Here is a 14,536-nt window from a genome sequence, read left to right on the forward strand (position 1 = left end):
GAGGACAGCACCGAAGGCAACCTGCAAACGCGTCTGGGGGTGAAAGCGTATCTGCAAGGCCATAACCACATCGATGATAATAAAGACCGTTCCTTCCAGCCTTTCGTGGAAGCCAACTGGATTTATAACTCACGCAATTACAGCGTGAAGATGGATGGCATCAGCGATGCAATTACTGGCACGCGTAATATTGGCGAGTTAAAAATGGGGGTAGAAGGTCAGCTTACCCCGCGTCTGCAACTGTGGGGCAACGTCGCCCAGCAGTTGGGTGACAATGGTTACAGCGATACCCAGGGAATGCTGGGCATGAAATATCTCTTCTGATACCCCTTTGCCACCTGTCACAGTACGGGTGGCACTCTCTTAGATCGACAACCTTTGTGATCGCGCTCGCATTCAGTCATTTTTACTATAAATATGATGAAGTTAATTCAGCTTATTTATGGGTGAAATCACTATGGACCCCTTGCACGCCGTTTACCTGACCGTCGGACTGTTCGTCATCACCTTTTTTAATCCGGGAGCAAATCTCTTTGTCGTGGTACAAACCAGCCTGGCCTCAGGCCGTCGTGCAGGTGTACTCACCGGGCTTGGCGTGGCGCTTGGCGATGCCATCTATTCCGGGTTGGGATTGTTTGGGATGGCGACGCTCATTACCCAGTGTGAAGAGATTTTCTCACTCATTAAAATCGTCGGCGGCGCTTATCTTTTATGGTTTGCCTGGAACAGCATGCGCCGACAATCAACACCACAGATGAGCGCATTACAGCAGCCGCTTAATGCTCCCTGGTATGTATTTTTCCGCCGTGGACTCATTACCGATCTCTCTAATCCACAAACAGTTTTATTTTTTATCAGTATCTTCTCAGTGACGTTAAGCGCAGAAACGCCGACCTGGGCGCGGTTTATGGCCTGGGCGGGGATTGTGCTCGCATCTATTATCTGGCGTGTATTTCTTAGTCAGGCGTTTTCTTTACCCGCCGTGCGTCGTGCATACGGGCGTATGCAGCGCGTTGCCAGTCGGGTTATTGGTGCGATTATTGGTGTCTTTGCGCTACGGCTGATTTATGAAGGAGTGACACATCGGTGAGCTGATAATTGTAACCAACCCAATTGAGAAATTGGACCGCCATCGAGGCCTCGAACCCCGTACCATACAACAATCCTGGTTGTCGTCTGCTCTTCCTGATGAGCTAATGGCGGTTTTTTGATACGAACCTTACAGCATATTTCCTGTCAGGCCCTGGTGCGATGCATAAGATACAGAAACTGCCCTACGCGAACATGACGGAATTATGATTTTTTTCATATGAATGTCAACTTATACATTCACAAAATATCTTTGTTGTTCATTAATAAAGCAATAGCAAATCCCTGTCGATTTACTCGCCCATGGCATTCCCTACGCCAGGGGAGTACCCGCCAGCACTGCTTCAAAATCTGCGGCGGTCAGATCGGTTGCCCCTTTGAGCATATCTCTCGCCAATGCCCGGCGTCGGTTCAGTAATTCATCCAGCGTTTCTTCAAAAGTCATTAACTGAGTATCACGCACCGTCGGATAATAGACGTAAACATCTTTCTGCTGCCCGATACGGTATGCCCGATCGGTCGCCTGATCTTCCTTCGCCGGATTCCAGCAACGGGTAAAGTGGATGACATGATTTGCTTTCTGGACATTGACGCCAAACCCAACCGCGATGGTGGATAAAATAATGATGTTAAAACCGGGCGTTGATTGAAATGCATCGATCAGACTCTGACGATTTTGATCGCTGCCAGATTTGGTGCTGGTATCACCATTAATAATAAAAGGCTTAAAGCCAAAATGCTGCACAATCAGATGTTGCAGTTCTCGTTGAATATCGCGCAGTTCCGTAAAAATAATCACTTTGTCATCAGATGACTGGCGAATGGCGTTTAATGTCTCCAGCAGCCATTTTACTTTCGGAGCATCGTTCCGTAAGCGCAAATCTGCACTTACGGAATAAGGCCATGCGCAAATAAGTTTCAGGCGATGCAGTAACCCCAGCATACCTGAGCCTCGTTGATCCAGCCCTTCGCTGATCTCCTGTTGGTTTCGCCAGCTTGCAACCGAGTGGGTATAGAGCTCCCGTTGCAATGGCAGCATATTCAACTGTTTACAGCGTTGATCTTCAATCTTTTCCGGCAGGTCTTTCGCCACTTCTTCTTTGGTGCGGCGCAGCGTCTGCGGTTCAATTAATTTACGTAGCGATTCGAGGACAGCATTATCATTCTGTTGCTCAATTGGGCGTAAATAATCTTTACCAAAATTGTTTAAAGCCCCCAACAACCCCGGTTGAACGAAGTCAAATAAACACCACAGATCAACAAGGGTATTTTCGACCGGAGTTCCGGTACATGCGACTTTAAATTGTGCCTGAATGGCTTTTGCCGATTGGGTAATTAATGCCGCCGGATTTTTAATTTTCTGCGCTTCGTCGCACACCATTATGGACCAGGGCTGGCGAGCCAGGGAAAATTCCTGATCGCGTAACGTCTCATAGGTGGTAAGAACAATATGCGCGTCCCCCACCCAGTCACTTTGTAGTAAGTTCTTAATCCCCTTACTTTTAAGCGCCTGAGGGATGCTCTCTTTCGCGCATTTCTTAGCCTTAAGTTCATTACCGTAGAGTTTTAAAATCGACACCTGCTCGCGCAGGAAGAAATTCCCAACCTCGCGCTCCCAGTTATCGAGTAGCGACACCGGAGCAACAATCAGCGAAGGAGGCGCATCCGGGAAACGTTCACGATGCCAGATGAGAAAAGTTAGAATCTGTAAGGTTTTACCCAGCCCCATATCGTCTGCGAGTAAACATCCCGCCGTCTCTATTGGCGACTTTAGATACAACTGCTGGAGCCACGCTACCCCTTTACGCTGGTGTTCACGTAGCTGAATGGACGTTTTGAGGATCATCGGCAGTTCGACTTCTGCCTGATGTGCGCCGAGCAAGGAATCCCGCCGTTGTTTAACATACAGCGCCTGCTCGATATTTTGTTCTATCAGCAGAACGGCACGACTGACCGGTTCACTACTTACGCCATCATTTATTTCACCGTCGATTTTCTTTTTCCATTTATCGTGGAAAATTTCTGCTTCTTCACGGGGCAAAAGGTTGTCGTTCCAGGGCATGGCGACTTCCGGCGCATCCGTGGCTTTTGCCTCTTCCAGCCGCTCTTCCAGTTCCTGAAAATGTTGATGATTATCGAGATCCCAGCCAGAGAACATGGCCTCGCACATCTCTTGCGCAAGGTTCTCCGGAAGCCATTTTTCACTTTCACTTTTGACCAGATAAGGCGAACTTATTTTTTCAAATTCACCGATCCCGATAACCCGGTCGCTGTATTTGTTCAGATCGAGGACGTGGGTAAAATTCATTCCCGCCGCCTGGTGCTGCCAGTTTTCAAGCAACGCCTGATAACCTTGCAGTTCTTCCTGGCTGAATCTGGAAAGCTCCAGATCGTAACCCTGCCAGACTCCGGCGGGCAGTTGTGCCGCTAACTTTTGCTCCAATTCAGAGAGCAACGCCGCCAGTTCACCTGGACGTTTAAAGATATAGGTTTCATCCGCCACAGATTGCTCAGTTCTGGGGCTGAGAAGAAGCGTTACCGCCGCAATTTGCCTGTTTTCATCAATCTGCGGCTCCAGACGGAAATCATAAAAGTAGATCCCGGCGTCCTGCAAATTCTGCTCATAAACGTCAGGATCGAGCACCTGGCTCGCCTCTTCACCAATCCAGGTGTAGGGGTTGCGAACAAATGAGAGCGCATCATCCCCCGCCACGCGACGTCCCGTAATAGCGTGCACGGAGGTCAAGACGTCTTTGACTTCAGGGGAAAGAATGACATGGTTTAAGACACCGTCGTCCCCTAAAACACGGTAACGATCCTGTACCTGTTGCGTACGGTCAAAACTCTGTAACCAGTTGGCAGGCTGCTCATCAAAAACAGGTTCAATTTCCAGTACCGGAGTATCCACCACCAGCGATTTTCGCAGTTTTAACTGCAACGATTCCGGCCTGATGACGATCGTTTTCGCGAGATAGTCATCCAGTTTTGCCCCTGCTTTTTTGGCCTGCCGCCGTATTTTGGCCCAACGGGTTTGGTTGACCGTTTCGCCCGGCGTCTGTCGCTGCTGCAATCTGAGTTGGTGTAGTGCGTCCAGAAGCTGCCAGTTCTCTTCACTTAACACAAAGGTGCCTTCCGCAGAGGAAAAGCTGGCTCCTGTGCTGGTTATCTCAACGGGGCGATAGTCATCAGGTAGGGTCCATTTATCAATGAAAACGCGAAAAGTGTCATCGCTAATGCTTCCTGTTGCAGCAAGATGAGCCGTCAGATTGCGCTGTGGGGGGAAAGCAAAAATCGCCAGACTGCTGGCATAGTCGTCATTTTTCCGGATGTGATAAAAATCATCCCAGCTAAGAAACCAGCAATCAGACCAGTGTGAAACATAATCTTCCTCATGAAGCTGTTCCAGGCATGAGGCGACAGGCCAGTTATCTTCGCTATCGGCAAGACTAAAGGGGAAAGCAAACCCCTCTTCTTTCATTACATACAGCGGCACAAATGAAGCAGGTAGTGAAGTATTCTCTTTAATAAATTTACCCAACAATTTTTTAAACACTATTTGCTCCAGTAAGTAAATTTACCCAGCACAGGTTTAAACCCAAGGCTGAGTAATTTTTGCGCCGCTTCATGGTCTGGTTCATTGAAATGAATATGGATTGCGCCCCCAAGCCCTCGTTTATCCATCACTTTGCAATCGACCGAACGAATAATCTCCCGGATTTGTTGTTCCCGGTCGGGGAGACCTTTTTTGGCTTTTAACGAGGAGGCGATGATTTTGATTTGCTCTTCCCGGTCTGACTTTGCATCACTGACTTCACGTTCAGGTAACGATGCAGGCACTGACCGACTCATGGTCTTTGAGGCATTGAAACGGGAGATATCCAAAGTGACAGAAGACTGATTTATATCTTCCGCAACGTAATCAATACCCAGCTTACGAAGTTCTTCGTCATATCGGCTCATCCACCCCTCAATTCGGTTGAGTGAGTAGAGAAATACCGGCGATAAATGCGGTAAACGCAACCGGACTTTACGGCGGTTATTCCGCTTATCTTTCAGATCATAATCAATATCAAGAATGCCGGTTTCCGGATTAAAGGGCGCATTCCCCATATGGTAGGCATACATCGCCCCCACTTTCGAAAATTCGACAAACAGATAATCACCAATGCGCATAATCATGGCGTTGTTATCGCGTGAACCAAAACCTTGCAGGCGGCTTAATCGCCCTGCGTTTTTCGCCCTGAATTCAACATAATCGACATCTTTGGATCGCAGCGCATCTTCGCCCAGCACAATGCGCGTATAGCTCATTTGGGTGGCAAAACGTAGCCAGTAGAACAGGCGCGCATGGTCAACATCCCGATTACCTTTCAGCAATTCAAAGAACAGTTTCAGATCGTCTTTGGCGAACCAGCCTTGCACCATCAGTAATACGGGATTTTCAACGTGAACCTGCCAGCTTTTATTACGACTGGTTAACTGCGGATTTCCCCAATATTCCAGGGCCAATTGCTTGAGTTCGAAATGTGTTTGATGTTTAAAAGCCGACTGATAATAACGGGTCAGAGTGGCTGCCAGAATATTATCTTTAAACCGCGTAAGCTGGCGGCTCAAGGCGATAATAGAATGAATTTTCTGCTGAAAATCATCGTCAGTCAGGCAAAAAATCTCATTGACCAAGTGGTTAACAATTTTGCGCCATAACCAGCTGGTTTGCGGAATTTGTGCGACTTTCTCCAGCACCGAAATATCCGTGATATCTCCACGCCCAAGCTGTTGTCCGAGAAGAAAACCTGCATTATCGGTAAAAATATCGCTATAGGTGTCAATGACCGACATCCAGGACATCTGACGCGGCGCACTCTCTTTTAGCTGTTGAAACCCGCGAGCAATCTGCGTGCGTAGCTGAAGCCACTGCGGATTCTTTTCCGGTGTATCGCTGGAATGACCAAAGTAGCTGGTACATAACGCCAGCCATTCGCGGCGTGTTAACCGCTGCTGCGCAATTTTTTGTTCAATTTCAGCGATAATCCTCGCGAAGTTTTTTGCATCATCAATCAATGCAATTTCAAACAGATCGCCTTCAGCCACGTCATTAAGACCAAAAAAAATCATCTTCCACTCGAAGGGCTTTGGCGTATCCCCCGCACGCAGCCGGGCAATGGCCTGTCGGCGTTTCTCCAGAGGGGGAACCATCTGCACCGCGCGAGCATCTACCTTCCTCTCTAGTTGCGCGATAACGCGCTGAAGATAGTGAAAAGCATGACTTACCGTCGGCTGCAAGTTCTGCTCCCGATAGGGCAGCAAACGGGTTTTCAGTTTTTCAATAGCGCAAGTCATTGCATGGCTCCCAACTGACAGGTTTCCTGACTAATGCCAGGAACAACATCCATGCTTTCGTCGTGCTTTTTGTCTTTCAGACCAAAGAATTGCATCCGCAGTTCTACGCGACGGCTGGCTTCTTTGCTCTCTTTCGCATTGTTAAACGAAACCCCACCCGCCAGAAATAATTTGCGGATCTGAACCTGTTGTTCCGAGGTTATTTTTTGCTGTAGCGCGCTTCTACTATCCAGCAGACTGCACATCACCCATTCCGAGCGTTGCAACGAAAGGTGCAGGTTATAGAGATAAGAACCGTCAGTATCCGTAAAACCTTCTATAACAATTTGCTTAAACCATTTTTTGCCTTCATCGCTATTTGCCGCTTCCAGCACTAACGGCACCACATCCTGTAGCGCCTGTAATCCTTCGGCGTTAAGCGCAAAGCGATTGTGCTCAAAACGCCCTGCTTCACCAAAGCTGATACGGTTGTCATGGCAGTCAACCTGAATCGTCTTGTTGAGATTCTTTGCCTGAAGCTCAAGTTTTTCACACAGGCGAGCAATATCATGCCCGCGCGATTTCTCCCCCGCTTCCGCCTGCTGGATCCGCTGCGTAACAGAGCTAAGTGACGCCACCATCACCACCAGAAACAGCACCATCATGGCGGTCATCAGGTCTGCATAGGAAATCCAGAAGGGTTTTTCCGCTTCATCGCTGCGCCGTTGCCTGCCATTAAATACCCGGTTAAACATCAGCCTGTTCCTTACGCGCGACGATGACGGAGTACTGTTTCCAGCGTATCCACGCTTTCACCAATAATCTCAACCGAAGAACTTAAGGCTCCCGCGGCTTTAGTCAGCTGCGTATCCATCTCCTGCAGTGAACGATTCAGGCCGTTTTCCACCCCAGTCGTAAAGGATTCAAAACTGGTTCCCATCACCTCGGCAATGTTATGCAGGAACTCCTGAGCCTCACGGTTATATTGTTGCAGGCGTTCCGAATACGCTTTCAGATCATCAACAAAACGGCTGCGGGATGATTGTTCATCATGGCTACGGTTAATCAGCGTTTCGAGTGCCGTTATGGCATTCGCCACGACTTCACGGGTATTACGATAATCGGCAATCAATGCCCCCAACTCCGCGCTGGCACTGGAAAGCGTGCGTCCCGCCTGTTGCGTGCCATTGAGCACCTCAGCAGTTAACTGATTAGCCTCAGCAACACGATCGCCCGCAGCTTCAAAGCGGTCGGCAGCCACGCGCATTTTATCGGCTCCTGTTTGTATCTCTTCCAGATGGCGCGTGGTGTTTTGCGCCATCCGTTGCAGCAGATCGCCAGAAGCAGATTGCTGTTCACGCAGCATCTGCATCAGCGACTCAACCTGACTTTCAAGCTGACCAATGATTCGCTGCGCTTCCTGTTGTAACGCACTCTGCGCCGATTGCTGTTGCTGACTGAGCGACTTCTGACCTTCTTCCAGTTGCCCAAACAGGTTGCCAAGTTGGCTACCCAGGTGATCGATACCGCTGGTCATTTTCTCTCGCAGGGCATCCTGACCGGAATGCATGGTTTGCTGTAACGACGCCATAAACTGTTGTTGTTGCTCAGCCGCCGCCTGCTCACGCGCTTCGCTACGTGCCAGAAGCTGCTGAGTTTCTTCATGCAACACGCGTTGCCCCTGTTCCTGAGTCTGGCTCATCTGTTTTTGCCCAGACTCCAGTTGGCTGAATACACCCGCCAGGTTTTGCGTCAGCGTTTCGACACCTTTGCTCATATTGCCTATCAGCAAATTTTGCGCCTGGTTTTGCTGCTGATTAAGTTGCTGCTGACCATTTTCCAGTTGTGCAAAGAGCGTCGCCATATGGCTGCCAAGCGTATCCACGGAAGCCGCCATTTTCTCCATGGTTTCATTTTGCCCGTGCTGAACACTGGACTGGATAGCCTCAATAAACGCGCGCATCTGTTCCGCCATCGCTTTTTCACGCGCTTCGCTGTCGGCAAAGATTTTTTCCAGTTGTTGCGCCATCCGTTCGCCCGCGCCCTCACCTTCTGCGCCAATACGGGCAACGGATTCCTGCAAGCTGCGCAGCATCTCATTCATCCCAGCCTGCATCTCCTGCTGACCGCTTTTCATTTCGCTTAACAGTTGAGAGATCAGTTGCGCGCTGCCCTGACGTGAGTCATCCCCGGCCTGACGCATATCCTGCAACAACGTTGAGAAGCCGCTTTGCATAGACTGAATGGCTTCCACAGAACGCCCCATCATCTCCTGCATGGTGGTGAATTGCTGACCAAAGGTGTTATCCATTTTGCTCATAAAGGCGGTCAGGACGTTCTCCAGCATCGACTGCACACGATGGCTCTGGTCACCGGAGGCGGTTTGCACCACACCAGCAATTTTATCCAGCGGATTTTTCAGACTGGTTTCGATAGCACCACTGACCTGTTCAGCAAACTGTTGGCCTGACTCGCGGTATGTTGTTGATAATGTCTCTGCCAGCTTTTGATTTTCCCGCACATGGCTATCCACCAGGTTTTGCAGCATTTCACGCAGGTCAGTGACCAGACCATCCTTAAGTTGCCGCGCATGGGTGGTGTTTTCTTTAGTACTGGAAAGAAGTTGCGAAAGGTAATCTTCACCGACGCCGCCCTCAAAAAGCTGGTCAATGCTGGCGGTAAGAAGTTCCAGGTTTTTATAGCATTGCGCCAGTCGCCACTTTTCAAACATGGTGACCAGAATGGAGAACGTAATAGCAAACGCCGAACCTAAGAACGCATACAGAACGTCGCGTAAAAGGTTAGCGACGCTGGCGCTGACCTGCTCTGGCGTGCTGGGGTCAAAATGGTGCAAACCAATCATCAGTCCCGAAAAGGTGCCGATGATCCCAATTCCGGTCAGGATGCCAGGGAGATGTTTAAACGCTTCCGTATAGAGAGGAATTTCGACTAATAACGGTTCCGTAAACCATGCTGACGACGGAGCCGTTGAGCGGATGGCGCTAATTTTTTTTTGCCCGCTGTTTTCGTCAAACTCAAACTGACGATGTAGAGACTCTTTAAATTCGCGCCAGGGATGCGCAAAAAATTTATCAGAGAATAACGCGTCTAATTTTTCGAGTTGTTGTGCCGGTTTTTCATTGCCAAGTTGCCGAATTGCTTTCGCTTTTTGTTTAAAGCGCGCTGAAACCCTAAATGAAGGAATAGCGTAACGGACAATGAAACCCAACAACAAAACCCCAACCACAATAGCGACATAAATCGGCACATTTTCTGGATTAACAGAGGTTAACGTGTCGAGGAACGAAGTCAGCGAAAACATCTAAATACCTTGAGTGAAGGAAAAGAAATTTGCAGGGCAGAACATCACCAGCAAGGAAAAAAAATCGCCCGCTCATTATAGGAAAAGTCTCGATTTTTACATCAATAAAACGTTATATATCTCACAAAAACATTGATCACACGCATACGTAAGAAATTTAAACTGCTTGGTGAAAATAATTCACAGAATTTATGCTTTATGGCACAAAGATTGGGGATTTTATTTTTTTCACCGCCAGACTTACGTATGAAACTTTTTCGTAGGGCGCGCTGCTTCTAATAACGTCCAGTCACTATTCAACGAGACAATTAAATGAGTGAGATTGACATTAAGGGCGACGAAACGCTGGTTGCTCTGCTACTGAACGCCGACAAAAACGATATCGATCTGCTGATTGATTACATTACCCCAGACGGGAAATTTAATTTTTCCCAGTCTGACCGCGTTAAAAAGGCCTTGCGCGATGGTAAAAATAGCGAAGCTGTTGATGAGGAAACATTGCGTTTGCTGATTCGCGAACTGCAACATTTTGGCGGTAACACCGTAATGAATCTGTTCCGACGCAATGGCGTTAGCTATAGCGAAATTGTTGACGATGTCGCCAGCCATCTGAAAATTAAAGTCGCGAAAAATGCCCCGGTAAAAGAAAAAGAATCACTGATTATCGATGCCGTTTTCGCGTCATCCTGGAACAAAATGTCAGATGACGATCGCCGTCAGCTTCTCCGTGATATGGGAATTAACACCAGTATTAGCCTGGATAAGTTGTCACGTATGGAGCTGCCACTTTTGCAACGTGCGGCAATGGTAGCAAGCGGTCTGGCGCAGATCGCCACGGGGAAGGCACTCCCGCTAATTGCGGGTCTGGGGATAGGTCGCGTGTTGGGCGTTCTCACCGGTCCTGTCGGGTTAGCCCTCACCGGTTTATATACCGCTTATGATATTTCCAACCCGGCGTTCCGAATCACCTTGCCCTGTGTAGTGCAAATTGCCTGGATTCGCTTAAAAAATTCCCGCCATCACCGTCTGAGCGAATCGGTATCATCAACGGCAATGTCAACCGCAAACTATGACAATCGCTGGGTGTTTGAAAATGAAAAGTCGCAGCACGTTTTAACTGTATCGTCTATCGCTTTAAATGAAATTACCCACCCCGACACTCTGGTACGGCATGACATTACTGAAATTTCACGGTTAGGCCCACTCTTACAGACGCTTCCTTCGCTCGCCACCGCCGCCCATATCGCCAGTCATCACTATATGGAAGTCATTATTGATGGCGCACTGGCGAAAGTGAAAGATAGCTCGGGATATCGTGGCTTCAGTCTCGGGGAAAAAGGAATTAAAGCGCACGCAGTTTTGCTGAACCCTGACAAACTGAATCAATTAGTCAACACCAGCATATTACTGAATGTCGCTTCGGCGATACTAGCACAAAAACATCTGGCAGATATCAGCAATAAACTGACGCAGATAATTGAAAGTATTCGGGAGATTTCTGCGTTCCAGAACAATGCCCGCAAATCTGAAATTGTCGGCGCTATTCAGTATTTACAGCAAATCACGCCTGTCGTCATTGAGGGGCAATCTTCGCCAGAAATACGGCAAATACTTGAAGCTATCGAAAAGGATTTTTCAACACTCCAGGATCATCTGCTGACGGATATTGCCTTTGCTGGCGAGAAGGTAGCCTCTATAAATGACGGCAGTTTTTTCAGTAGCGCAACCATCACCAGTAAAATTCAGGCGCAACAAAAAATTATTGAAGAACGGACGATGGAGTGGGATTTAGCGATGAGAGTACGCGGGCAAGCATTACATCTGGTCAGCCATAGTGAGGGTCAGACGATGCTGGTAGAACGCCGTCAGCAGGCTATAGAACATCATTATGCGCAGTTCGATACGGTTATCAGCAAGGTAGAAAAACAATTACAGTCACGAATTGATAGCATCGGCGCCGTAGCGGAACAGGCGAATACCACCAGCGCCAATAAAGTCATTTTGCGAAAATGGAGCAGTAACCGCTTAATGCCGCAAAAAGTCGCAATTAAGGAAGCCCGCATGGCGTTCGACCAATTCCAGCAAAATATGCTGGACAAGCCGTTGCAGACCAGCCGCATGTTGGTGGAAATGAAAGACGGTAAACCGGTGAAGTGTTATGCGTTGCCGGATGCTTAAGGCAGCTCGTAAGGTTTACTGTGTGGTTAGCGGTGCCACACACAATGTCTCCGGCTCAGGAGAATCAAGGCCAACAACCCCATATCCAAGCAGCCCCACTCCCTGGGGCTTAAATCTCTTACTATTCACCGTTGCAGACATATCAAATGCGTATCAACCTGCCACACTCCCCCACACCAGTTGTCCTTTATGGAACGTTGCCGTTCTCGGCGAGATACGCGCCACCGCCTCGGCAGAACAGGAGGCGTCCACCAGCACAAAGCTGGCATCATCCTGCGCTTTTGGCCACACACGCTCGCCTTTTTCATTCAGCGGCAATACATCACCAGTGGCTAAAAACAGCGAGCGGGATAAATTCTGCTCGTTAGGGCGAATATAGAGCTGTGCGTAGAGATTGGCTTTTTCCAGCATGTCGCCCAGGCCGTAAGGCGACCAGTGGTCGATAACGCTGTCGGTGCCGGTCATCACTTTTACACCTTTGTCGTGTAGCTGTTTGAGCGGCATATGCAGCGTGCCAATCGGCACCGTCGAGGCGATAGAAATTTGCTGCGCCACCATCCGGTTCGCCAGTTCATCTACCTGTTGTTCGTTGAGCGTAGCCAGCGCAAAGGCGTGACTGATGGTCAGTTTGCCTTTCAGCTGTGGCGTTTTCTCCACCGTTTCAACCATATAATTGATGGCTGCCACGCCCGCCGGCGTGGTTTCGTGCAGGTGAATATCGACGCCTTTGTCGTAGTCCAGCGCAATCTGGAACATGGTGTCGAGGGATTTTTCCATCGCGCCATCAACACTGGTTGGGTCCAGCCCGCCGACGTAATGCGCCCCCGCCTGCATCGCTTCGCGCATTAAGGGTTCCGATTTTGACAGCAGCAAACCGTGCTGCGGGAAGGCGACAATTTCACACTCGAAGCCCGCCTGACGTCGCGCCAGCACCGCCTGCAAATTTTGCAGATTTTTCAGGCCGGAAACCGGTTCGATATTGCAGTGGCTGCGGGCAATGGTGGTACCTTTCGACTGCAATAAATCGATCAGTTTCTCCGCCCGTTCCTGAGTGTAGGGTTGCAGCTCCGGCAGCATTTTCTGCTCGAGCTTAATCATATCCTGGATGGTGGTGCCTGCCGGGCGATTGAGCGAGCGCCACGGCCCGCCGTAAAAGGTTTTGTCGAGATGAATATGCATGTCGCGGGTGGTGGGCAGCATCAGCTTACCGCCAGCGTCATAGTGCGGCAGCGTGGCGTCCGGATGCTGCTTGTTCTCGCGCAGGGCAACAATTTTACCGTCCTGAATCTCCACGGTCTGGCGCGTCGTGCGGGTCTGCACCGCCACGCCATTTTCGTAGTCAAATCCAGTTTCCAGCAGCACGTTGTCGAGATAGTAATGCGGGTCAGTGATTTTCATGGTGTTGTTCGCTTCGCAGTTTGTAGTGCCAGAAACCGCCGCATGGGCGAGCGGCACAGAGGTACCAAACAGCGCAGCGGCGGTCACCATCTTACCGCTCTGGCTCAGAAACTCACGGCGGCTATTGCTTTCTTTCATCTTACGTCCTTACGTTTTAATAATATGGGTGCCCGTTTCACCGCGCAGCGCCGCGGGCAGGCATTCCGGCGTGGTGATAATCACTTCTTTGCCGCCCTGTTCCAGGAATGTCAGGCTGGCGATGATTTTTGGCAACATGCTGCCGGGCGGGAAATGCCCTTCCTGCATATAGCGGGTCATGGTGGCAATATCTACGCGATCCAGCGCCTGCTGCTGCGGCTTGCCAAAGTGAATACAGACTTTTTCGACGCTGGTGGTGATCACCAGAATGTCGGCGTGAATTTCGCGAGCCAGTAGCGCGGTGGAGAGATCTTTGTCGATAACCGCGTCCACGCTTTGGTAATCCCCTGCTTCGCTGCGCACCACAGGAATTCCACCGCCGCCTGCGCCAATCACCACAAAGCCTTGCTGGATCAGCGCCTTAATGGCTGGTGCTTCGACAATACGTTTCGGTTCCGGCGAGGCGACAACGCGGCGATAGCCGCGTCCGGCATCTTCAACAAAACGCCAGTCAGGTTTTGCCTTTTGTAGTTCGTCACGCTGGCTTTCACTGAAGAATGCACCGATGGGCTTGGTGGGATGAGCAAAACCCGGATCGTTTTTATCCACTTCCACCTGAGTCACCACGGTGACGGCTTTTTTCTCGCCGTGACGCGCCAGTCGGTTGTTCAGCGCCTGTTGGATCAGATAGCCAATGCCGCCTTGCGTATCCGCCACACAGTTCGCCAGCGGCGTTAAGGGCAGCCCTTCGCGCTCGTGGGCAATCTCCGCACGGCGTAAATCCAGCCCGACCTGCGGCCCGTTACCGTGGGTCAGCACAATGTCGTAATCGGAAGCCAGCATTTCCAGCACCGTATCGGCGACGGCTTTCACCGCCTCCGCCTGATGCTCAATCGACTGGCTGGCGTTATCTTTGATAATGCTGTTGCCACCAATGGCAACGACCACAAGTTCTTTCATGTTGTTATGTCCGCTACAGAGGGTGATGGGGTTATGACCAACGCCAGACTGCCTGATGCGCTACGCTTATCAGGCCTACAAATTCTCGTGCCATCCGTAGGCCGGATAAGGCGTTCACGCCGCATCCGGCAT

Annotated in this window: 9 protein-coding genes and 1 pseudogene; 3 read left to right on the forward strand and 7 right to left on the reverse strand. The window is 49.8% G+C overall.

Translation table 11 applies throughout. The features are described 5' to 3' along the window. Together FEK50_RS18755 and FEK50_RS18760 are read left to right on the forward strand one after the other, a co-directional pair. The coding region (locus FEK50_RS18755) for an autotransporter outer membrane beta-barrel domain-containing protein (protein WP_138211672.1) at window positions 1–324 on the forward strand (324 nt) is incomplete at its 5' end. Window positions 325–457: 133 nt separating this feature from the next. Beyond that, a complete protein-coding gene (locus FEK50_RS18760; protein ID WP_130218317.1) occupies window positions 458–1,090 on the forward strand; it encodes a LysE family transporter in 633 nt (210 codons plus the stop codon). Window positions 1,091–1,402: 312 nt separating this feature from the next. On the opposite strand, the gene zorD is transcribed toward FEK50_RS18760, so the two are convergent. From zorD to zorA1, 4 genes are read right to left on the reverse strand one after another with little or no spacing between them, the layout of a single operon-like run. Then, the gene (gene zorD / locus FEK50_RS18765) at window positions 1,403–4,642 is read right to left on the reverse strand and encodes a type I Zorya anti-phage system protein ZorD (RefSeq protein ID WP_130209802.1); all 3,240 of its coding nucleotides are present in this window, start codon (window positions 4,640–4,642) and stop codon (window positions 1,403–1,405) included. Beyond that, window positions 4,642–6,429 carry a type I Zorya anti-phage system protein ZorC gene (gene zorC, locus FEK50_RS18770; protein WP_131161594.1) on the reverse strand — a complete coding sequence of 596 codons (1,788 nt, stop codon included), beginning with the start codon at window positions 6,427–6,429 and terminating at the stop codon, window positions 4,642–4,644. The genes zorD and zorC overlap by 1 nt, the downstream gene beginning before the upstream one ends. Further along, window positions 6,426–7,163: a type I Zorya anti-phage system protein ZorB1 gene (gene zorB1, locus FEK50_RS18775; protein WP_130209798.1), complete on the reverse strand. Its 738-nt coding sequence runs from the start codon at window positions 7,161–7,163 to the stop codon at window positions 6,426–6,428. Before zorB1 ends, zorC begins: the two co-directional genes overlap by 4 nt. A gap of 11 nt (window positions 7,164–7,174) precedes the next feature. Then, entirely contained in the window at window positions 7,175–9,730 is a 2,556-nt protein-coding gene (zorA1, locus tag FEK50_RS18780) for a type I Zorya anti-phage system protein ZorA1 (protein ID WP_131161595.1), read from the reverse strand. A gap of 312 nt (window positions 9,731–10,042) precedes the next feature. Between zorA1 and FEK50_RS18785 the strand changes: the two genes are divergently transcribed. Further along, window positions 10,043–11,908, forward strand: coding sequence for a YaaW family protein (locus tag FEK50_RS18785; RefSeq protein WP_131161596.1), 1,866 nt, complete (start codon window positions 10,043–10,045; stop codon window positions 11,906–11,908). A 153-nt stretch (window positions 11,909–12,061) separates the two neighbouring features. On the opposite strand, the gene FEK50_RS18790 is transcribed toward FEK50_RS18785, so the two are convergent. The 3 genes and pseudogenes from FEK50_RS18790 to yahH form a co-directional block, all read right to left on the reverse strand. Next, complete coding sequence (locus FEK50_RS18790) at window positions 12,062–13,444, reverse strand: amidohydrolase family protein (RefSeq protein ID WP_131161597.1); 1,383 nt, start codon at window positions 13,442–13,444, stop codon at window positions 12,062–12,064. 9 nt (window positions 13,445–13,453) lie between these two features. Further along, on the reverse strand, window positions 13,454–14,404 hold the full coding sequence (locus FEK50_RS18795) for a carbamate kinase family protein (RefSeq protein WP_131161598.1): 951 nt from the start codon (window positions 14,402–14,404) through the stop codon (window positions 13,454–13,456). Between the two features lie 49 nt (window positions 14,405–14,453). Beyond that, a pseudogene (yahH, locus tag FEK50_RS24745) lies at window positions 14,454–14,534 on the reverse strand (protein YahH); the annotation flags it as partial. Window positions 14,535–14,536: the final 2 nt, after the last annotated feature.

Origin of the sequence: Escherichia sp. E2586 (genome assembly GCF_005781105.1) — a bacterium.
Classification (GTDB): Bacteria; Pseudomonadota; Gammaproteobacteria; order Enterobacterales; family Enterobacteriaceae; genus Escherichia.

Bases quoted from the DNA above. Each gene is read 5' to 3' on its own strand.
- FEK50_RS18760 (WP_130218317.1), top strand. From the start codon at position 458: ATGGACCCCTTGCACGCCGTTTACCTGACCGTCGGACTGTTCGTCATC.
- zorC (WP_131161594.1), bottom strand. From the start codon at position 6,429: ATGACTTGCGCTATTGAAAAACTGAAAACCCGTTTGCTGCCCTATCGG.
- zorB1 (WP_130209798.1), bottom strand. From the start codon at position 7,163: ATGTTTAACCGGGTATTTAATGGCAGGCAACGGCGCAGCGATGAAGCG.
- zorA1 (WP_131161595.1), bottom strand. From the start codon at position 9,730: ATGTTTTCGCTGACTTCGTTCCTCGACACGTTAACCTCTGTTAATCCA.
- FEK50_RS18785 (WP_131161596.1), top strand. From the start codon at position 10,043: ATGAGTGAGATTGACATTAAGGGCGACGAAACGCTGGTTGCTCTGCTA.
- FEK50_RS18790 (WP_131161597.1), bottom strand. From the start codon at position 13,444: ATGAAAGAAAGCAATAGCCGCCGTGAGTTTCTGAGCCAGAGCGGTAAG.
- FEK50_RS18795 (WP_131161598.1), bottom strand. From the start codon at position 14,404: ATGAAAGAACTTGTGGTCGTTGCCATTGGTGGCAACAGCATTATCAAA.